Raw genomic sequence first — 19,640 nt, 5'->3', positions numbered from 1 at the left:
TCATTTCCCCGACGCTCAGGTTTTACAGTTTGTTGCCGTTAATACAGTATTGCCATGCAATGCGCGCCGCTACGCCGTACAACGGGGTGGATGATGTGCTTGCCATAGTTAATTGCAAAATATTTAACGATATCAATAGATTATCCATGCACCCACTTTTCCTTTGCCAGGCGACAGCGCCATGACGTCCATTTCCCCCCTCAACAGCTGGAGCAACCCTGCGGCGCGCGCCTCCGCCACCGGCAACCGGGTCGAGGCGCCGGCGGCCTCACGCGTGTCCACGCCATCGACCATCGTCGCGCTCAGTCCCGCAAGCGGGAACGCTGACGGCGCGGCCGCGCCGCAGCCGTCGCCGCTGGTGTGGGAGAGCGGCACGCGCGACAAGGTCAGCGAGGCCATGACGAAAAGTTTTGCGTCGTATGCGTTTGGCGGCCGCTTCAGCGGCCTGGGCGAGGCCATGCTGGGCCAGGTCAAGCTGGGCAACTACAATATGTCGCAGGCGCTGCGCCAGCCGCCGCCAAGCACGACACCGAATGTCTATGCGGCGGCCGCCATCGCACCGGGCGACCTGCATGGCAATGGCGAAGACAATGTGTCCCTCAGCATCACCACCCGCAGCGGCGTGGAAGTCAGGCTGTCGCTCGACAGCCAGGGCGATGGCCTGGCCGTGAAGATCACGGCGAGCGGCGACCTCAATGATGAAGAGAGCCGGGCGATGGGCGACCTGGCGAAGGGCTTCCAGGAAGCCATCGATGGCATGGGGCAGAGCACGCCAAGAATCGCGCTGGCGGGCCTGATGCAATTCGACCCGCAGGTGCTGGCGTCCGTCAAGCTGCATGCGGAAGTGAAGGTGCGCGGCGAACCGGAAAGCGTGCAAACCCTCGATTTCCAGGCCGACGGCGCGCAGCGCTCGGTCAGCTTCAGCGGCGAGGCCGGCAGCCTGGAGTTGAAAGTCGACGCCAGCCAGCTCGCCACGCTGGGCAGCAAGGAACGGCAAGCCAAGGCCTTGAACAGCTACATGAAGCAGTTCGACCAGGCGGCGTCGCGCGGCCATGGCGACGCGGGCCTGGTCGCCATGCTGAAGGACAGTTTTACCGCCTTGCACAGCAGTGCCGCCGCGCCCGAAGCCGCGACGGCCGTGCCCGCGACTGGCAAGTGGCGCCTGGCGGCCGAGGATACGGCCATCTTGACGGGGCTGGCCGATTTCAGCGCTTCCGTATCGCAGGCCGTGAAATTCAGCAATCCCATGCGCAGCACGGAGAAGGATGGCTTTGACTATGAGGTGTCGCAGAAGACGACGCAGGCCGGCCCCAGCCAGGATGAGCGGTCCATCCGGCAACAGCAGCAATCAAAGCTGAGCGCCAGCTACCATGAATCGCTGGTCGCCGGCGTGCCGCTGCGCCTGACGACCAACACGCAGTCGCAGAACTACACCTACCACCAGATCGAGGACTCGGCCAGCAGCGATGCGCAGGTGGCGTACAGGGATGGCAAGCTGGTGAAGGCGAGCTTGCGGCAGGAGGCCAGCCAGTCCGAGCACGTGATGAAATATTTCCTCGGCAAGCTGGAATCGGACAAGACGACGCCGGGCAACTATTCCGTGCTGCGCGACCTGCTGCCCGTGCTGGGACCGTACAAGACGGGCGAGAAGGACACGACGCCCGAGGCGCGCATCGAACAGCGCAAGCAGGCAATGTCTGCCTTGCGCGATGACGTGCTGCTGCAGTCGTATCCGGGCCGGACGATCGGCCTGTGGCTGGCCGACGCGCCGCCCGCCGATGCGGCCGGCCAGGCGAAGACTGCCGCCTGAGAATGAACAAGCCCGCCATGTAGGCGGGCTGGTTGAGCGCTGCGGCGTGACGCCGCCTATGCCTTGGCCTTGCTCTGCTTGATCGCGTAGCCGATGCCGAGGGCGGCCAGCCACACGGGGATCAGGTAGACGGAGATGCGCAGGCCCGGTGTCAAATACATGATCACCAGGATGCCGGCCAGGAACACCAGGCACAGGTAGTTGGTGAACGGGTAGCCCAGGCTCTGGAACAGGGTCGTCTTGCCCTCGGCCTTCTTCTGCGCGCGGAAGCGCAGGTGGATCCAGCTGATCATGGCCCAGTTGATGATCAGTGCCGAGACCACCAGGCCCATCAGTACTTCAAACGCTTCGCCCGGCATGAAGTAATTCACCACCACGCAGGCGCCCGTCGCCAGCGCCGACACGCCCAGCGCCACCAGCGGCACGCCGCGGCGGTTCAGGTGCAGCAGCGCCCGCGGCGCGTTGCCTTGCTTGGCCAGGCCGAACAGCATGCGCGTGTTGCAGTACACGCCGCTGTTGTAGACGGACAGGGCCGCCGTCAGCACCACCACGTTCAGCGCCGTGGCCACCAGGTTGCTGTCGAGCGCATGGAAGATCAGCACGAAGGGGCTGCCGCCGGTGACGACGTTTTGCCACGGATACAGCGACAGCAAAATGCCCAGCGCGCCGATGTAAAAGATCAGGATGCGGTAGATGGCCTGGTTGGTGGCGCGCGGTATCGTCGTGCTCGGATCATCGGCCTCGGCCGCCGTGATGCCCACCAGCTCCAGGCCGCCGAACGAGAACATGATGACGGCCATGGCCATCACCAGGCCCTGCCAGCCGTTCGGGAAGAAGCCGCCGTGCTGCCACAGGTTGGCCACCGACGCCTGCGGCCCCGCGTCGCCGGAGGCGAGCAGGTAGGCGCCGAAGACGATCATGCCGATGATGGCGACCACCTTGATGATGGCGAACCAGAATTCCATCTCGCCAAACGCCTTGACATTCAGCAAACTGATGGCGTTGATGGCGCAAAAGAACACCAGCGCCGAGACCCAGGTGGGCACGCCGGGCCACCAGTACTGCACGTAGATGCCGACGGCCGTCAGTTCGGCCATGCTGACGAGCACATACAGCACCCAGTAATTCCAGCCCGACAAAAAGCCGGGCAGATGGCCGCAGTATTTGTCGGCGAAATAGCTGAAGGAGCCGGCCACGGGTTCGTCGACCACCATCTCGCCCAGCTGGCGCATGATCAGGAAGGCGATGACGCCGGCGATGCCATAGCCCAGCAGCACGGAAGGGCCGGCCATCTTGATGGTTTGTGCGATGCCCAGAAACAGGCCGGTGCCGATGGCGCCGCCCAGGGCGATGAGCTGGATGTGGCGGCTCTTCAGTCCGCGCTTGAGCTCTTGTGGCTCGGTAGTCCCGACTGCCGTCATAGTGTGTGATCCTGATTTGCGGGGATAAAGTCGCTGATTCTAAAGCATGGCCGCGCAAAGCAGGAGCTAAATGCATGTTGCACTGCGGTGTCATCAGCGCCCAGGACCCTCCAGCGCATGGAACACCGCGTGCGCATCGTACTGGCGTCGCAAGCGCTGCAGCCGCTCCCAGCTCTGCGCGGAATAACAGCGCGCGATCCGGGCCTGTCGCCCTTCGAGGTCGAACTCGTTGACGTAGCTGCCCGTCGACAGGGGCGCCAGCCGGTCATACACGCGCGCCAGCCATTGCCGGTTGCGCTCATCGTCGGCATCCTCGTTCCATTGCAAATACGTGGAGATGAAGCAGCGCCCGCTGACCGAATACGCGGCATCGGGCAGGGCCTGCCGCCCGCGCCAGATCATCAGGGTCATGCCGGCGACGGCGGGCATGGCGGGCAAATGGCTGGCGAGGATGTCGGCGGCATCCTGTGGCCGGTCCGTGAATACATTGTCGGTGCGGTAGTTTTTCGACACCAGCATCGCTTCGCTCTGGCGATAGATGTCTTCGAAGCTGACCTGCGGCAGGGCCGCCAGCACGGTGAACAGGGATGGCGGCAGGCGCTTGGCCAGCGCCGCCTGCATGGCATCGGCGTCGGCGGCGCTGTCGCCGAAGGCCAGCACGTTGAGCACCAGCGCGTGCGGGTCGTTCTCGCCTTGCGGCCGGCCCATGCCAAGCATGATTTGCAGGCGCGGGTCCCAGTCGTGGCCGTCGATGGCGTCGATCAGCTGTGGCAGCGCGCGCGCGGGCAGGCCGTAAATGTGGTTGCTGATGGCGCGCGGCAGTGCATGGCAGCGCAGGTAAAAGCCGGTGACGACAAAAAACAGGCCAGGCCCGCCGCCGCGCGCGGCCCAGAAGAGATCCGGGTGTGCGTCGGCGCTGGCGTGCCTGACACTGCCGTCGGCCATGACGACGTCGACGCCGATGATGTTAAAGACGCTCATCGGACCCCATGCCGTGGAATTGATGCCCAGGCCGCCACCGAGCAGGAAGCCGCTCAGGCCGACATCGCCGCCATGTCCCGTGGGAAAGGCCAGGCCGTGCGGTAGCAGGGCGTTGGTCAATTGGCGGCCCGTGACGCCCGGCCCGATGCGGGCGACGGCGCGCTGCGGATCGACTTCGATTTCGCGCAATGCCGAGATGTCGAGCAGGATGCCATTATCCTGCAGGAAGCAGCCCGCATAGCTGTGACCGCCGGCGCGCACGCTCACGCGATGCTGGCGCTGCGCGGCAAATTTCACCGTGGCGACGATGTCGTCCACCGTGGCCGCGTGCACGATCAGCTCCGGGTAGCGTGAAAAATGGCGGCCGTTCCAGCTGGCCTGCCGGTGCCAGCTGGCGTATTCCGGATGGTAGCGCGAGCGTACCTTGCCTGGCAGCTGCGCGACAAAACGTCGGTATTCATCGGCGAATGCCGTTGCGGGGACTGCGGACATGGGAGTGCTCCTATAGACAGGCCGGGGCGGCGCTGGTGGCGGGTTGGCGCGCGTGATGCACGGCGGGTCGTGCGGGCAGGCGTTCGCTGGTGATGGCGTAGATCGGTTCGGGCACGAAACCCAGGCGCAGCTTGATGCGCGCGTTCAGGCGGCCCGCCTCGATGCGCTGCAAGCTGTGCGCGAACGCATATTCATAGGCCTTGGCGACGCCCACGGCGTAGGGACTGAAGTCGCTGCTGTCGTAGCGCATCCCGGCGGACCACAGGTGCAGCGTCTGGCGCTCCTCGAAGCAGATCATGCCCGAGACCAGCCGGCCCTCGTGTTCCATCACGTTCAGGCGCACCAGATCGCCGCACAGCCGGGCAAACCTGGCCAGCGGGACGGCGGGGAAGTACTGCGGCGTGCCGTGCTTTTCCGTCGTTTCAAAGCACATGCGGCACAGTTCTTCCAGGCGCGCGTCGAACGGCGGCGCGAGAAACCGCGCTTCGATGCTGCTGTCGGCGAATTTGCGTAGTTGCCGGTGCATCTTTTGGCGTGGTTCGCGCGGGAGGTTCCCGATGAAGTGGTCGAGGTCGCGGAACGGCGTCAGGTCCGCGTAAAAGCGGTCGAGCATGTGATTGACGCGCAGGCCCAGGCCGGCGGCGTGCTGGCGCAGGCGCGCATCGCCCACATTCAGGATGCCGTAGTAACTGGCGCCGGCGTCGCGGGCCAGGTCTTCGAGGGCGCGGAAAAATGCGCCGCAGATGGCGGCATACGCGTCGCCGTCGGCCACGCTGGGAATACTGCTGTCGAAACAATGCATGATATGGCTGAACAGCCCCGTGTCCGTGCCTTCATTCATGATATTCGCCGTCTCTTTTAATACGCCAAAAGGATCGACGACGGCAAGGTCCTGCAAATAGGACGGCATCAGCGCGCATAATTCGCCATTATCTGTTGCCATTATGTACCACGTTTTCTTCGTGGTTAATAGCGGTGATTTTTCGGCGGCCTGCAGAAAGCGCCAGTCATAAAAAAAGGATGCGCGACTCTTTTCATGAAAGCGAATATACGCATCGCGTGGAATATCATCGAGCGTATCGAGTATATGAATGGAAATGCTCATATTGTTATGCGGGGAATGAATGTGGTTGAAATGATTTCATTTTAATTAGGCGCATAACGACAATTGATCAGTATCGTGTGCGGTTTTTCCAGATAAGCCTGCAGTTCCGCTTGCGGGTTGGCGAGCGCACCGGCCGGCAGCGGGTCGGTCCAGGTGATGTTGTCGAAACCGGACTGCCGCAAGGCCTGCTCGAGGGTCGGCGCCGACCAGTACCAGGCGGTAATGTCGATCAGCGCCGTCGCCGACGGCAGGTGCAGATGCACTTCGGCGCCATCGGCATGGGGCTGTTCGCTGCTGAGCGAAAAGCCATACGGCGCGTAGTAGTTCTCCGGCAAGGCATAGCGGGGATGGATTGGCAGGGTCAGCAGGCGGCCACCGGGCTTGAGCAGGCGTGCCATGGCATCCGTCATGTCCGCCAGTTTGGCCCGGCTGGTGGCATAGGGCAGCACATACACGCCCAGCACGAGGTCGAATTGCCCGTCGAATGCTTCTGGCAGGCTGGCGCAATATTCGATACCCAGCTGTTCCTGCTGCTCGCGCCGGCGTGCATGGTCAAGCATGCCGCCGGCCGCATCGTAGCCCACCACGCGCGCGGCGCCGTGCTTTCTCAGCAGTCGCGCATAGTGTCCCGCGCCGCAGCCGAAATCGAGGACATGCATGCCCGCCATCTCGCCCAGGCTTTCCATGACGGCCGGTATTTCGATCTGGCGCCTGAATGGCAAGGTCACCATATGTTCATATTCCTCTGCCAGGCTTTCGAATTGTTCCTGCGGCGCCACTATATTCATCGTAGTAACTCTTTCTGCCGGATGGTATAAACCACTTTAATTCTGGCGTGCAATGGCATCACCAGTCCTGGGTGAAGATAATATGGTGCGCGCGGTGAGGCGGATGCTGTCGGTCGCGATAGGCAAGCGGGGTGCAAATGCGGAGTGCAAGATGAAACATAAGGTTTCTTCTGCTGAGTTAATTGTAGGGCTTTTTTTGAAAAGTAAACTCACCTATATTCACGCATCAGGAAATGGGCGGTTTTCGGGGAATATCCATACGCCTATGTCATTCTCATGACCGGCGGGCAGCGGGCAGCCTGGCTTGACGCATGCCAGCGACGCCACCACAGGTGCATGTATGATCTGCCTACTTTATTGACTGGAGCATTTATGAATGTTGCGCAGCGCAGCCGCATGCAGGGCATCAGCCTGGGATTTCTGGCCGGCTATGTCGATACCCTGGGCTTTGTCGCCCTGTTCGGCTTATTTACGGCCCACGTCACGGGCAACTTCGTGCTGATCGGCGCGGCGCTGGCGAAGGCCTCGCATGCCTCGATCGCATTGAAACTGCTGGCGTTTCCCGCCTTTATCCTGGGCGTGGCGGTGGCGCGGCTGTTGAGCGTGGCGGCGGAACGGCGCGGCGGGTCGGCCCTGCGCGTGGCGCTGCTGCTGGAGCTGGTGCTGCTGCTCGGTTTCATGGTGTGCGGCATGCTGGCCGAACCGCTCACCAGCGAACCGGGCGCGCTGGCCATGGCGGCCGGCCTGTTTGGCGCGGCCGGCATGGGCGCGCACAGCGCCATCAGCCGGCTGCTGCTGGCGCACCTGGCGCCCACCTCCATGATGACGGGCAATGTCACGCAGGTGGTGATCGACACGGTCGACGTGCTGCGCGGCGCGGCCGACGGTGCCACGCGCGAGCGCTGCGTGAAGTTCTTCTGGCCCCTGCTGGGCTTTGCCGTGGGCGCCGTCCTGGCCGCCTTTGCCTACCTGGCCGTGGGCTTTGTCGCGCTGGCCGTGCCGCTGGCGATCCTGCTGGTGCTGATCGCGCTGGAGCCGGCGCGCGGCGGCGCCGCGGTCCATTAACCTGGCGCCGCAGCAGTGCCTGCGGCGCCTGTTCCAGCGTCGGCGCGCGCGGCGCGAATATCCCATACGGCGTTTTCCATGCACCAGGCCGCGCGCAGGAACAGCGAGGCGCGGCTGCCGGAGGGCAAGCTGGTGGCGCTGTGCGCCGACTGGCGCGACGGACCCTTTCCCTGTACGCGGCATCCGTCGCGCCCCCATCCGCCGGCCAGGACGCGGGCCTTCCTCGATTGCGCGGTGGCGCTGCCGGCGCGCTCAAGGCGAGCGGCTAGCCGGCGGCCGTCACGATGGCCGGCTCGTACACGGCGAGGAATTGCGCCGGCAGGCGGCGCGCGCGGCCGCTGCTCAATTCGATGCAGATCAAGTCCCAGCGTCCGCGCACGACGGTGGCGCCGTCGCTGTCGCGGATCAGCTGGAAGCGCCGCTCCATGCTGGAGCGGCCATCGCTGGCGCTCAGCCAGGTGGCCAGGGTCAGCGCCTCGCCCGCGCGGGTGGGCAGCAGATAGTCGTACTCGCCGCGGCGTATCGCCATGGCCCGGTCCAGGCGGCGGTAGTCGTCCAGGTCCAGCCCCAGGCTGGCCGAATGGTGCCAGGCGATATGCTCGCACCAGCGCACGTAGACGGCGTTGTTGGTGTGCTGCAGGCCGTCGATGTCGGCCGCCTCGGGCGTGACGGGCAGGGTATGCGCCTGCGGATAATCCCAGTTCAATTCATGTCCTTTCGGTGGAGAGACGGCAAATTGTACGTGCCGGCGGCGTGCCGCGCCGTTGCCGCACGTTTGCAAGACAGTGTTTTTTTGCTTGATGTATGATGCATCATCATTTCAGGGAATGCCGCCACGCATGCACAGACCACTCGACACTCTCTTGCACGTCAATCTGGGCAAGTCCGTCTACGCCACGCTGCGCGAAGCGCTGGCGGCGGGGCGCTTCCAGCCCAACGACCGGCTGCGCATCCGCGCACTGGCGCTGCAGCTGGGCACCAGCGTCACGCCCGTGCGCGACGCCATGCTGCAGCTGGTGCAGGAAGAGGCGCTGGTCCTGCGTTCGCCGCGCGACTTCCGCGTGCCCGTGCTGAGCGTGGCGCGCTACCTGGAAATCCGCGCGCTGCGGTTGGAGCTGGAAGGGCTGGGCGCGGCGGAGGCGGCCCAGCGCATCGATGACGCCAGCCTGGCCGACCTGGAGCTGCTGCTGCAGGCGAATGAAGACGCCATCGCCCGGCACGACCTGGCGGCCGCCCTGCAATGCAACCAGGCGTTTCACCTGGGCCTGGCGCAGGCGGCCGGCATGCCGACCCTGAAGCGCTTCGTCGACCATTTGTGGATGCAGACGGCGCCCCTGATCGCCGCCGGCTACGCCGCCTTTACGCCGGACATGCGCGTGGGCCACCACCGCGCCATCATCGCGGCGCTGCGCCAGCGCGACAGTGCGGCGGCGCGGCGCGCCATCGAACAGGACATCCTCGACGGCGGGGCGCAGATGCTGGCGTATGTGATGCGCCTGGAGCGCAGCCACGCCGGCGCCGTTGAACATGACAAGGAAGCACATGACGCATAAGACCGAGCACAAGACCGAACAGAAAACCGCCATCGTCACGGGCGCCAGCCGCGGCATCGGCCACGCCGTGGCGGAGCGCTTCCGCAGCCTGGGCTGGCGCGTCATCACCGTCTCGCGCGGCCCGATACCGGGCGGCTGTCCGCGCAGCCAGGAGCACAACACGCACTTTTGCATGGATCTGTCCGACCTGAGCCAGATCGGGCAGATGGTCGACATGCTGCGCCCCATGCTGGGAGAATCGAAACTGCATGCGCTGGTGAACAATGCGGGCGTGTCGCCGAAGGGGCCGGGCGGCTCGCGCGTCAATTCGCTCACCACCGACATGCAGACCTGGCAAGCCATGTACAACACGAATTTCTTCGCGCCGCTGGCGCTGACGCGCGGCTTCGCGCAGGAACTGTCGAACGCGCGCGGCGCCGTGGTGAACCTGTGCTCGATCGCTGGCTACCGCGTGCACCCGTTTGCCGGCTCCGCCTACGCCAGCTCGAAGGCGGCGCTGGCCTCGCTGACGCGCGAAATGGCCAACGACATGGCGCCCATGAACGTGCGCGTGAACGCCATCGCGCCGGGCGAGATCGACACGGCGATCCTGTCGCCCGGCACCTCGCACATCGTCGACACGCAAATCCCGCTGCGCCGCCTGGGCACGACGGCCGAAGTGGCGGATCTGGTGGAGTTCTTGTGCAGCGAGCGCGCCTCCTACATCACGGGCGCGGAAATTCCCATCGACGGCGGCCAGCGCATTTAAGGAGCTTCATCATGACGCGGCATATCGGTATCGTCGGCTGTTCGGCCGAAGGCGCGGCGCTGTGCTACCGCACCATTTGCGAGGAGGGCGCGCATGCGCTGGGGCCGTACGCGCATCCGGAAGTATCGCTGCACACGCCATCGCTGGCGCGCTACGTGGCGTGCCTGGACGCGGGCGACCTGGCCGGCGTGGCCGGGCTGATGCTAGCCTCGGCGCACAAGCTGGCGGCCGCCGGCGCCGATTTCCTGATCTGCCCCGACAACACGATTCACCAGGCGTTTGATCTGGTGGCGCCCCGTTCGCCGCTGCCATGGCTGCATATCGCCGATGTCGTCGCTGCCGAAGCGCAGGCGCGTGGTTTCCGCAGCGTCGGCTTGACGGGCACGCGCTGGCTGGTCGACAGTGCCGTGTATCCGGACATGCTGGCCGCGCGCGGCATCGCCTGCGTGCGCCCCGGACAGGATGCGCGCAGCGACATCAACCGCATCATCATGGAAGAACTGGTGCCGGGCGTGATCAAGCCGGACAGCGTGCAGCGCTTTCAGGCCGTCATCGGCGGCCTGCGCGAGCAGGGCTGCGATGCCGTCATCCTGGGCTGCACGGAAATCCCGCTGATCATCGGCGACGCCAATTCGCCGCTGCCGACGCTCGATTCCACGCGCCTGCTGGCGCGCGCCGCCCTGCGCAAGGCGCTGGCAGCCTAGCCATTGCACGCAATGGCGCGGCTGTGGCGTCAGTGCGCGTCCAGCTGCGTCTGCAGCGCGGCCACCACCAGCGCGTGGTCGTCGGCCTGCGCCAGGCCCGAGACGGTGACGGTGCCGACCAGCCCCACGCCGCGGATCAGCAGGGGGAAGGCGCCGCCATGGCCCGCGTACTCGACGTCATCGAGGTATTTCACGTCCTCGAAGGTGCTGCCGCGGCTCTTGTAGGAAATGCCCATGTAATACGAGCTGCGGCAAAAGCGCCGTACCGTGTTGTTCTTGCGGCGTATCCAGTCCGCCTGGTCCGGCGTGGCGCCCGTCATGGCGTGATGGAACAGGACCTGGCCGTTGCGCGTGATATCGACGGTGACGGCCTTGCCCCGCCTGCGCACTTCCTCGACGATCCACAGGCCCACGGCCAGCGCGGTATCGTTGTCGAAGCGGTCGAACTGCAGGGATTCTTCCTGCTGCGCCAGGGTTTGCAGCAAATCGGCGTAGTGATCCATCGGAATAAAAGGCAAGAGTGGCTGGAAGCGCTACTGTAGCGCACCAGCGGGCCGGCGCGCGCGCTTTTTCTGCCGCGCGGCTAAAATACGCGGCATGAACCTGTCCCTGTTTGCCGATGAAGACATGGCACCCGCCGCGCCCGCGCCGCTGGTGCCGGGCACGAGCGCGTCGATGCTGCTGCGCGGTTTTGCGCTGCCGTACGTGGGCGAGCTGCTGCCGGCGCTGGACGCCGTCGCGCGCGCCGCGCCGCTGCGGCACATGCTCACGCCGGGCGGCCTGGCCATGTCGGTGGCCATGAGCAGCTGCGGGCTGCTGGGCTGGGTGACGGACCGGCGCGGCTACCGTTACGCCGCGCTCGATCCCGCCAGCGGCCAGCCCTGGCCGCCGATGCCGGCCGCGTTCCTGCGCCTGGCCCACGAGGCGGCGCTGGCGGCCGGCTATGCGGACTTCGTGCCCGATGCCTGCCTGGTCAACCGCTATGCGCCCGGCGCGCGCATGGCCCTGCACCAGGACCGCGATGAACGCGATTTTGCGGCGCCCATCGTCTCCGTCTCGCTTGGCCTGCCCGCCACCTTTTTATTCGGCGGTGGGGCGCGGGCCGACAAGGCGGCGCGCATCCCCCTGCTGCATGGCGACGTGGTGGTGTGGGGCGGCGTGGACCGTTTGCGTTTTCACGGCGTGGCGCCGCTGAAGGACGGAGAGCACGCGCTGCTGGGCGCGCAGCGCATCAACCTGACCTTGCGCAAGGCAGGCTAAGCCGCCTGGTCAATTCGCCGGTGTTTCGCGCGCCGCTGGCAGCGGGCCGGCGGCACGCCACGGGGCGCCCGGCCGCAGCACATACTGCGCGTAGACATGGCGCCACGGGATGGCCAGGTACACCAGCACCACCAGCGAACATTCGACTGCCGTGGCTGCCGTGGCCGGATCGACCTGGCCATTGAGCCATTGCGGCAGCGGCACGAGCAGCAGCCAGATGGTCTTCCACAGCGCTTCCCACAACAGCACGGGCAGCATCTGCAGCGGATAGCGCACACCCAGCAAGCATAGCAGCGAGAATGCGGCCAGCATGCAGTTGACGGTGCCCTGCGCCAGGCCCCATGGCTGGTGCGGCATGACAATGCCGGGCCACAGCACACTGCCCAGCCCCGCGACGACAAGCAGATACATGGCGCGCAGCGCATACAAACGGGCGGTCGATACAGTATTCATGGTCATGCTCCTTGGCGTGGGCTTGCGTGGGGTGTGAATTACTCGACTTCCTTGAGGATCTTTTCCAGGCCGCCCATGCGCGTTTCGATGTGCGCCAGCGAAGTCGCCAGCGCCGCCAGGGCGGCCGCCGTTTGCGCCTGCGAGGCGGCCAGGGACTGGGCCAGTTCCTGGTAGGCGCTGTCCTGCGCCAGCCGCGCGCGGGCCTGCGCCACGCCCGATGCGTATTTGAAAGCGAAGATGAGGACGGCGGCGGTGCAGCTAAAGAAGAACGCCGCGAAAAAAGCATTTTCAGTCATGATGGCCTCGGTTATTCAGGGTTGGGGGTAAGCGACGATGCCGCGGCGGCAATGCTGGCCGGCGTGAGCCGCAGGTCAAATGGGCTGGCTTCAAAGAAATTGAGAGCCTTGCCGTCGGGCGACAGTTCCAGCTGGCTGCTGACCAGGCCCGCGCTTTCCAGCTTTTGCAGGTGCAGGTGCAGCAGGGGCCGGCTGATGCCCAGGTCGCGCGCCAGCTGGCTGATGTAGTTGCGCCCGCCGGTCGCCAGCGCGGCGATGATGCGCAGCCGGTGCGGATTGTCGAGCGCCGCCAGCATGGCCAGCAAGCGGTCTCCAGTCGGTGGTGTGTTTGGATCTGTCATGTGTCAACATTATCTGACACATGACAGCGAGTCAAGCGAAATATGCGCGGAAGGGGCGCCTGCGGTAGCTAGCGGGCCATCGTGTGATCCAGCGCCTGGGCGAACGCGAGATGGTTGCCGTCCGGGTCGGTGAGCATGATGGTGCGCACCTGCGCCGTCTTCGTCAGCGCGCCATGCGCCACGTTCAGCTGCTGCAGATGCGTGGCCAGCAGGTCGATATCGTCGACGGCCAGGGTCACGGAGCCGCCGCCGGCACGCTCGGGCTGCTGGTACAGCTGCAGCCAGCCGCCACGGTCAAACTTCCATTCGGCAACTTCCGGCATGGGCCGCGCATCGGCTTCCCTGTCCAGCAGGCTGGCATACCAGGCGCTCGCCGCGTGCAGATCGCGCACGGGCAGGCTGGCGATGGCGTTCAGGATGGGCATGATGGTTCTCCTTGAGCGAGGGGGAGTCTCAGGATAGCGCCGGGATGCGGGCCACCTCCGTGCGCGCGCGCACGGTGGTTTTCTTTTACATGCAACTCACTTGCAAATATGGCGCGACTTCGTCATCATATGCAATTAACTTGCATATTCAGGATGGCCTTGCATGAAACGCGATAAACACATGGCCCCTTTGCCCGATGTCGCCGCCAGCGGCAATGCGGGCAGTCTCTTGCCGCTGGAATGGGTCGGCATGCAGGGCATCGCCTTGCCCTTGTGGCTGGAAGAGGGCGGTCAGGCGCAGCAAGTGCATGCCTGCGCCGACGTGCACGTGGATGTGCCCGACCCGCGGGTGAAGGGCATCCACATGTCGCGCCTGTACACGCTGCTCGACGCGTTTGCCGCCGCTGGGCCGCTCGACGCCGCCGAGCTGGCGGCCTTGCTGCGGCGCATGGTGGTCAGCCATGCCGATTGCGCCAGCACGCAGGCGCGCCTGGCACTGTCCTTCCCCTTGCTGCGGCGCCAGCCGGCGTTGCTGACAGCGGGGCTGGCGGGCTGGAAGGCGTATCCCGTGCGCCTGCAGGCCACGCTGTCGCCGCACGGCTTTGCCATGACCCTGGCGCTGGAGGTGGGCTATTCCTCGACGTGCCCGTGTTCGGCGGCGCTGGCGCGGCAATTGCTGGCCGACGGCTTTGCGGCGCAGTTCGGTTCCGGCCGGATCGACGCTGACGCCGCGCGTGGCTGGCTGCTGGAGCACGCCAGCCTGGCCACGCCGCACAGCCAGCGCAGCACGGCCACTGTCACCGTGCAACTGGCGCAAAATGCGGAGCTGGACCTGTTTGCCCTGATCGACCTGGTCGAGGCCGCGCTGGCGACGCCGCTGCAGACAGCCGTGAAACGCGCCGACGAACAGGCCTTCGCGCGCCTGAATGGTGCTAATCTGATGTACGTGGAAGATGCGGCGCGGCGCGTGCAGGCGGCGCTGGCGCCACGCTACGCGCAAGCCAGCGTTGCCGTACGGCATATGGAAAGCTTGCATCCGCACGATGCCGTGGCCCGGACGGGCGCTTTTTAATCACTCCCTGAAGAGGACAGCATGCCGGACAACATCAAGCAGGACGCCAGCGATGACAGCCTGGAGCACGAATTGGCCCAGGACCTGGAGCGCGAGCGACGCGAGCACGCGCTGATCGACGAGGAAAAGCTGGGGATGGACGAGCTGGAGGAAGAGCGCCTGAAACATGAGCGCCTGCCGCCGGCGCCGGCAAGCCGTCCTTAGCGCGCTTGGCCGTGCCCTCGCACGCCAGCGTACGCCTCCTTGAAACGCCTTGCCAGCCTGGACAACAAGCCGGCAGGCGTGCTGCACAGCTGCGCCATGTCGCTGGCGCCGCCGAAGTACAAAAAGCTTGGTGAAAAGCCCAGGTCGAGCGCGAGTTCCTGCCTTTCCCGGTTGGTCGCCGGAAACCAGAATTCGCCGATGCCCTGCACGCCCATCGCTTCCAGCTGCGCACGCTCAAGGGCCCACATCTGGACGGGCGGGCAGCCTTCGAATGCGGCTTCTTTTGCGGCAATGGTTTCTATGCCGAAATTGGCCTTGCGGTTGGCCAGGTAGCGCAGGTAAGCCTGGTAATTGTCCTGCCGTATGCCCAAGTCGCGGTAAAACGCCTGTTCGCGGCGCTGCGTGCGCTGGAATTGTTTGAGGCTGTCCATGTCGCCCCTGCTTTGAAACAGCCGGGCAGCATCGGTGGCCGGCACCAGGGCGACGGTACCCTTGTCCTGATAGGTGACGCGGATGTTGTGGATGCCGACGACGGAGCCGGGCAGCACGGTCTTGCGCGCGGCGGTGGGAAACAGGTAGTTGGCGCAGGCGGACAGGCAGCGCCCGTCGACGATCAGGTCGAGCTTCTTCGCGCGCAGGATGGCGGCGATATCCATGGCGCTGTCGATATTGCCGCCATAGGAGTCGACGACGACGGCGCGTAGGGGATAGCGGTCGGCATAGTCCTTGACGGCCTGCGCCATGCGCGCGTCGATGGTGCCGATCAACACCAATTCCATGCTGTCCTGCTCGATGCCAACGAGGCTGATGTTGAGGTGGCGCAAGCCATTTTCCCGCATGTGATGCGGTGAACGGACGTGGCTCCGTTGCGCGACCGAGTCGGGCGGCACGCTGTAGGCGGCGCCTGCCGTGGTACTGGCCAGCGACAGCAGCAGGGCGGGCAGCAGGGTTTTCATGCTTTGATGTTAGCAATAAAGTAAATTTCTGCATAGTATTAATTTCTTTTTATGCATCGCATTAACGCTCGCCTGCCATATCTTGCGCACGGGTGTTTCTTCACTGCCGCCAGCGCTTATAATTCTTGCGATTCCAATCTGGCACGCAGGCCAGCTGGGCGCGGCAGTGTCGGCCGCCCGCAGGCCTGGCGACCGACTTTATAGATGAGAACCCATGCCCATGCCACATTTGCGACTGATTTCCCTGGCGGCCTTGTCCGCCTTCCTCGGTACTGCGCCTGCCCAGGCCGCCACTATCTGCACGGCCATGGCCGATGCCAAGGCAGGCACGGTCCTGCTGCAGGAAGGTAATTGCATCGACCGCGTCACGCCCGCGTCCACGTTCAAGATCGCCCTCAGCCTGATGGGCTACGACGCGGGTTTCCTCAAGGATGAACACAAGCCGGTCTTGCCGTACCGCCAGGGCTATGTGGATTGGGGCGGAGCGGCGTGGCGCCAGGATACGGACCCGTCGCGCTGGATGCAGTATTCCGTCGTCTGGTATTCGCAGCAGATCACGCAGGCGCTGGGCGCCGAGCGTTTCCAGAAGTACGCCAGGGCTTTGCGTTACGGTAACGCGGACGTGTCGGGCGACCCGGGCAAGGACAACAGCCTGGAGCGCTCGTGGATCAGCTCTTCGCTGAAAATCTCGCCGCTGGAACAGCTGGGCTTCCTGCGCAAGCTGGTCAATGATCAATTGCCCGTGAGCAAGCAGGCGATGGAACACACGCGCCGCTTGACGCGGCTGGAAGACGTGGGCGGCTGGCAAGTGCATGGCAAGACGGGCGCGGCCTACCCGCGCAAGGCGGACGGCAGCGTCGATGAGGAACATGGCTATGGCTGGTTTGTGGGCTGGGCCAGCAAGGGCGAGCGCACGATCGTCTTCGCGCGCCTGGTGCAGGACGAGAAAAAGGGGACGCAATCGGCCGGCCTGCGCACGCGTGAAACCATGCTGAAAGAGTTGCCGGCATTGCTGGAGCAGGCGCAGAAGTGACAGCGCGCGAGGTGACGGCGACCTTCATCGCCAGCGACGGCGCCTATCTGGAAGCCATCATCGAGGTGGACGGCCAGCGGCTGCACGTCATGGACGAGTTCGGCGGTTCGCAACTGGCCGCCGGCACGCCATTCCAGGTCGAACTGTGGCCCATGGCCAGCGGGGACGATGACTGGGACGCAATCTTCAGCGCCAATCCCGCGAAAGAAAAAGCCTTGCGCCGCATCGACGGCTGGCGCTACCTGGCGCTCGGCGTCATCGTCAGCGTCGATCCCGTCGTCTGCGACTGTGGCGTGCTGCGCGTGGAAGACGCGTTTCATACGCGCGACGCGCGCTGCGTGGGCGCGTATGTCGGCGTGACACTGGCGCGGCTGGATGCTTGCCTGCCGTAAATTCCGGCCCGCTTTGTTGCCCGCCCTATATACTTGCTGAAACGGATCATCCGGCATCAGACAAGGTTACAAGCATGGCATCAGGCATGGAGCAGTTTCAGGAAAAAGCACGGCAGGCATTCACATGGGCGCGCGTGCAGGTCGTTCGCGTGGCGCGAATGGCATGGGTCAAGGCAGTGGCGCTGTACCGGCGCGGCCATGCGCATTTGATGACTTTGCCGCCCGTGCGGCGCGCGCTGGTGCTGGCCTTATGGTCGTTCCTGGCCCTGCTGGCGCTGGTCATCGTGTACATGCTGCTGCTGATTCCCTTGACGCCCAGCATCCACGACTTGCGCCAGGCGCGCGCGGCCGCGCCCAGCACCATGGTCAGCGCCGATGGCAAGGAACTGGTGCGCTTCGACCAGGGCTTGCAGGAAAGAGTCACCCTGCAGCAGATTTCGCCGAATGTGATCAGCGCGCTGATCGCGACGGAAGACCACCGTTTCTATGCACACCACGGCATCGACTTCACGCGCACGGCCGGCGCCATCGTGCACAGCCTGCAGGGCAATGCCCAGGGCGGTTCCACCATCACGCAGCAGCTGGCGCGCAATATGTTCCCAGAGGAAATCGGCCGCTCGCGCAACCTGAACCGCAAGCTGAAGGAACTCATCACGGCCCTCAAAATCGAGGCCACCTACAGCAAGACGGAAATCCTGGAAGCGTATTTGAACACGGTGCCTTTCCTGTACAACACCTACGGCATTGAAATGGCGGCCCGCACGTATTTCGACAAGCCCGCGTCGCGCCTCGATATCCTGGAAAGCGCCACCCTCGTTGGCATGCTCAAGGGCACGAATTACTACAACCCCGTCGGCAATCCCGAACGCTCTTTGCAGCGCCGCAATGTGGTGCTGGGGCAGATGCGCAAGCACGACGTCATCGACGAGGCGCGCTACAAACAGTTGATCAAGCGTCCCCTGCGCCTGCATTTCGAGCGCCAGAGCGAGCGCGTGCAGTCGGACAGCCACTTCACGGCCTATGTGCGCAAGTGGCTGATCGACTGGGCCGATGAAAACGACTACAACCTCGAGCGCGACGGCCTGGTCGTGCACACCACGCTGGACCACGATCTGCAGCAGGCGGCCGAACGCGCCGTCGAGCGCCAGGCGAATGCCCTGCAGGCGATCGCCGACGTGGAATGGAGCCGCGCCGGCGTGCCGTCGTCCACCTCGACGGGCATGTATGCGGGCATGCAGGCCGGCAGCGTGGCCTTTGATTATTTCTGGAAATCGCATCCGGGCTTGCTGGACAGCTTCGTGCGCGAGTCGGGCGACTACCGCAAGCTGACGGCGGCCGGCAGCACGCCCGACGAGGCGCTGGAAAAATTGAAGGGCGACCGCGCCTTCATGGCCGCCTTGCGCAAGTCGAAGACGCGCCTGGAAGCGGGCTTCACGGCCATGGACCCCGCCACGGGCGCCGTGCGCGCCTGGGTGGGCAGCCGCGACTTTGCGCGCGAGCAGTTCGACCACGTCTCGCAGGCGGCGCGCCAGCCCGGTTCCACCTTCAAGCCCATCGTATATGGCGCGGCGCTGGAAAAGGGCCTGAGCCCCGACCACGTCTACCGCGATGCCGTGATGGATATCAAGACGGCCGACGGCACCAAATGGCGCCCGACGGACATGAGCGGCACCACGGGGCGCGACATGACCATGCGCGACGGCCTCGTGTATTCGAAAAACACGATCACGGCGCAGGTGATGCAGGACGTCGGCTTGCCGCCGATCATCAAGCTGGCGCGCGCGCTGGGCATCCGCGACAGCAAGCTGGAAAAAGTGCCGTCGCTGGCGCTGGGCACCAGCCCCGTCACCTTGCTGGAAATGGTCAACGCCTACGCCAGCATCGCCGCGCAGGGCGAGGCGCGCCTGCCCTTCGTCGTCACGCACATCACCGACCGCGAAGGCAAGACCATCGCCCGCTTCGGCGAGGATAAACCCCAGCGCGCCATGAAGGCGGAGTCGGCCGCCACCCTGACGGACATGATGCGCGGCGTCATCGACCGCGGCACGGGCACGGCCATCCGCAGCCGCTTCGGCATCCGCTCCGACGTGGCCGGCAAGAGCGGCACCACGCAAAACAATGCGGACGGCTGGTTCATCCTGATGCACCCGCAACTGGTGGGCGGCGCCTGGGTGGGCTTCAACGACGCCCGCGTCACCATGCGCAGCAATTACTGGGGCCAGGGCGGCCACAACGCCGTGCTGGTGGTGGGCGACTTCTTCAAGACGGCGCTCGACACGGGCAAGCTCGCGCGCGACGCCATCTTCCCCGGCGGCAAGCCGCCACCGCCGCTGCGCCATGTGGAACCCGTCGAGGAACCGCAGGACGAGCCCGTGGAAGAGCCGGGCGACCTGGTGCCCGAAGGTGCGCCGCCGGCGCCGCTGGCCATGCCGGCCGAAGGCGAGGGCGGGCAGGAAGCGCATGGCAAGGCGGTGCCGGAGCCCGCGCCTGTCCCGGCGCCGCAGCCTATGCCGCAAGGCTAGCGGCCACGATGTAATTTGA

The 19,640-nt window shown here is 65.2% G+C and carries 22 protein-coding genes; 11 read left to right on the top strand and 11 right to left on the bottom strand.

Annotation, left to right across the window (positions count from 1 at the left end; genetic code table 11):
• Positions 1–181: 181 nt before the first annotated feature.
• Complete coding sequence (locus BM193_RS12045) at positions 182–1,810, top strand: hypothetical protein (RefSeq protein ID WP_092832333.1); 1,629 nt, start codon at positions 182–184, stop codon at positions 1,808–1,810.
• 56 nt (positions 1,811–1,866) lie between these two features.
• On the opposite strand, the gene BM193_RS12040 is transcribed toward BM193_RS12045, so the two are convergent.
• The 4 genes from BM193_RS12040 to BM193_RS12025 form a co-directional block, all read right to left on the bottom strand.
• Complete coding sequence (locus BM193_RS12040; protein ID WP_092797948.1) at positions 1,867–3,231, bottom strand: amino acid permease; 1,365 nt, start codon at positions 3,229–3,231, stop codon at positions 1,867–1,869.
• Positions 3,232–3,324: 93 nt separating this feature from the next.
• Complete coding sequence (locus BM193_RS12035; protein ID WP_092797947.1) at positions 3,325–4,704, bottom strand: FAD-binding oxidoreductase; 1,380 nt, start codon at positions 4,702–4,704, stop codon at positions 3,325–3,327.
• Between the two features lie 10 nt (positions 4,705–4,714).
• On the bottom strand, positions 4,715–5,614 hold the full coding sequence (locus BM193_RS12030; RefSeq protein WP_175533253.1) for a GNAT family N-acetyltransferase: 900 nt from the start codon (positions 5,612–5,614) through the stop codon (positions 4,715–4,717).
• Between the two features lie 236 nt (positions 5,615–5,850).
• Positions 5,851–6,597 carry a class I SAM-dependent methyltransferase gene (locus BM193_RS12025; protein ID WP_092797945.1) on the bottom strand — a complete coding sequence of 249 codons (747 nt, stop codon included), beginning with the start codon at positions 6,595–6,597 and terminating at the stop codon, positions 5,851–5,853.
• Between the two features lie 372 nt (positions 6,598–6,969).
• On the opposite strand from BM193_RS12025, the gene BM193_RS12020 reads away from it, so the two are divergent.
• Positions 6,970–7,662, top strand: a complete 693-nt coding sequence (locus BM193_RS12020) for a YoaK family protein (RefSeq protein ID WP_092797944.1) — start codon at positions 6,970–6,972, stop codon at positions 7,660–7,662.
• 265 nt (positions 7,663–7,927) lie between these two features.
• Here BM193_RS12020 and BM193_RS12015 read toward each other — a convergent pair whose 3' ends face one another.
• Complete coding sequence (locus BM193_RS12015; RefSeq protein WP_092797943.1) at positions 7,928–8,368, bottom strand: acyl-CoA thioesterase; 441 nt, start codon at positions 8,366–8,368, stop codon at positions 7,928–7,930.
• Between the two features lie 133 nt (positions 8,369–8,501).
• Here BM193_RS12015 and BM193_RS12010 point away from each other — a divergent pair, with 133 nt between their 5' ends.
• From BM193_RS12010 to BM193_RS12000, 3 genes are read left to right on the top strand one after another with little or no spacing between them, the layout of a single operon-like run.
• Positions 8,502–9,215 carry a GntR family transcriptional regulator gene (locus BM193_RS12010; protein WP_092798079.1) on the top strand — a complete coding sequence of 238 codons (714 nt, stop codon included), beginning with the start codon at positions 8,502–8,504 and terminating at the stop codon, positions 9,213–9,215.
• Positions 9,205–9,963: an SDR family NAD(P)-dependent oxidoreductase gene (locus BM193_RS12005; protein WP_092797942.1), complete on the top strand. Its 759-nt coding sequence runs from the start codon at positions 9,205–9,207 to the stop codon at positions 9,961–9,963. The genes BM193_RS12010 and BM193_RS12005 overlap by 11 nt, the downstream gene beginning before the upstream one ends.
• A gap of 11 nt (positions 9,964–9,974) precedes the next feature.
• Complete coding sequence (locus BM193_RS12000) at positions 9,975–10,667, top strand: aspartate/glutamate racemase family protein (protein WP_092797941.1); 693 nt, start codon at positions 9,975–9,977, stop codon at positions 10,665–10,667.
• 29 nt (positions 10,668–10,696) lie between these two features.
• Here the strand turns inward: BM193_RS12000 and BM193_RS11995 are convergent, their stop codons facing one another.
• Positions 10,697–11,170: a heme-degrading domain-containing protein gene (locus BM193_RS11995; RefSeq protein ID WP_092797940.1), complete on the bottom strand. Its 474-nt coding sequence runs from the start codon at positions 11,168–11,170 to the stop codon at positions 10,697–10,699.
• A gap of 124 nt (positions 11,171–11,294) precedes the next feature.
• Between BM193_RS11995 and alkB the strand changes: the two genes are divergently transcribed.
• Positions 11,295–11,927 (top strand): DNA oxidative demethylase AlkB, encoded by a 633-nt coding sequence (gene alkB / locus BM193_RS11990; protein ID WP_254786095.1) that lies wholly within the window; start codon positions 11,295–11,297, stop codon positions 11,925–11,927.
• Between the two features lie 9 nt (positions 11,928–11,936).
• On the opposite strand, the gene BM193_RS11985 is transcribed toward alkB, so the two are convergent.
• The 4 genes from BM193_RS11985 to BM193_RS11970 form a co-directional block, all read right to left on the bottom strand.
• Positions 11,937–12,380 (bottom strand): hypothetical protein, encoded by a 444-nt coding sequence (locus tag BM193_RS11985; RefSeq protein WP_092797938.1) that lies wholly within the window; start codon positions 12,378–12,380, stop codon positions 11,937–11,939.
• A gap of 38 nt (positions 12,381–12,418) precedes the next feature.
• Positions 12,419–12,676: a hypothetical protein gene (locus tag BM193_RS11980; RefSeq protein ID WP_092797937.1), complete on the bottom strand. Its 258-nt coding sequence runs from the start codon at positions 12,674–12,676 to the stop codon at positions 12,419–12,421.
• An 11-nt stretch (positions 12,677–12,687) separates the two neighbouring features.
• Entirely contained in the window at positions 12,688–13,017 is a 330-nt protein-coding gene (locus BM193_RS11975; protein WP_092797936.1) for an ArsR/SmtB family transcription factor, read from the bottom strand.
• A gap of 68 nt (positions 13,018–13,085) precedes the next feature.
• Positions 13,086–13,442, bottom strand: a complete 357-nt coding sequence (locus BM193_RS11970; protein WP_092797935.1) for a VOC family protein — start codon at positions 13,440–13,442, stop codon at positions 13,086–13,088.
• A 163-nt stretch (positions 13,443–13,605) separates the two neighbouring features.
• Between BM193_RS11970 and folE2 the strand changes: the two genes are divergently transcribed.
• A complete protein-coding gene (gene folE2, locus BM193_RS11965) occupies positions 13,606–14,514 on the top strand; it encodes a GTP cyclohydrolase FolE2 (protein WP_092797934.1) in 909 nt (302 codons plus the stop codon).
• A 21-nt stretch (positions 14,515–14,535) separates the two neighbouring features.
• Positions 14,536–14,718: a hypothetical protein gene (locus tag BM193_RS11960; RefSeq protein WP_092797933.1), complete on the top strand. Its 183-nt coding sequence runs from the start codon at positions 14,536–14,538 to the stop codon at positions 14,716–14,718.
• Here the strand turns inward: BM193_RS11960 and BM193_RS11955 are convergent.
• The gene (locus tag BM193_RS11955) at positions 14,715–15,674 is read right to left on the bottom strand and encodes a hypothetical protein (protein ID WP_092797932.1); all 960 of its coding nucleotides are present in this window, start codon (positions 15,672–15,674) and stop codon (positions 14,715–14,717) included. The genes BM193_RS11960 and BM193_RS11955 overlap by 4 nt on opposite strands.
• Before the next feature lie 220 nt (positions 15,675–15,894).
• On the opposite strand from BM193_RS11955, the gene blaOXA reads away from it, so the two are divergent.
• The 3 genes from blaOXA to BM193_RS11940 all read left to right on the top strand — a co-directional run bounded on the left by blaOXA (position 15,895) and on the right by BM193_RS11940 (position 19,621).
• Positions 15,895–16,707: a class D beta-lactamase gene (gene blaOXA / locus BM193_RS11950; protein ID WP_092798078.1), complete on the top strand. Its 813-nt coding sequence runs from the start codon at positions 15,895–15,897 to the stop codon at positions 16,705–16,707.
• The gene (locus BM193_RS11945) at positions 16,704–17,099 is read left to right on the top strand and encodes a hypothetical protein (protein WP_092797931.1); all 396 of its coding nucleotides are present in this window, start codon (positions 16,704–16,706) and stop codon (positions 17,097–17,099) included. The genes blaOXA and BM193_RS11945 overlap by 4 nt, the downstream gene beginning before the upstream one ends.
• 158 nt (positions 17,100–17,257) lie before the next feature.
• Positions 17,258–19,621 carry a penicillin-binding protein 1A gene (locus BM193_RS11940; RefSeq protein ID WP_254786085.1) on the top strand — a complete coding sequence of 788 codons (2,364 nt, stop codon included), beginning with the start codon at positions 17,258–17,260 and terminating at the stop codon, positions 19,619–19,621.
• The last annotated feature ends 19 nt before the right edge of the window (positions 19,622–19,640 follow it).

This window comes from Janthinobacterium sp. 344 (genome assembly GCF_900112025.1).
Taxonomy (GTDB): domain Bacteria; phylum Pseudomonadota; class Gammaproteobacteria; order Burkholderiales; family Burkholderiaceae_D; genus Janthinobacterium.
This window is presented reverse-complemented; position numbering and strand designations above follow the sequence as displayed.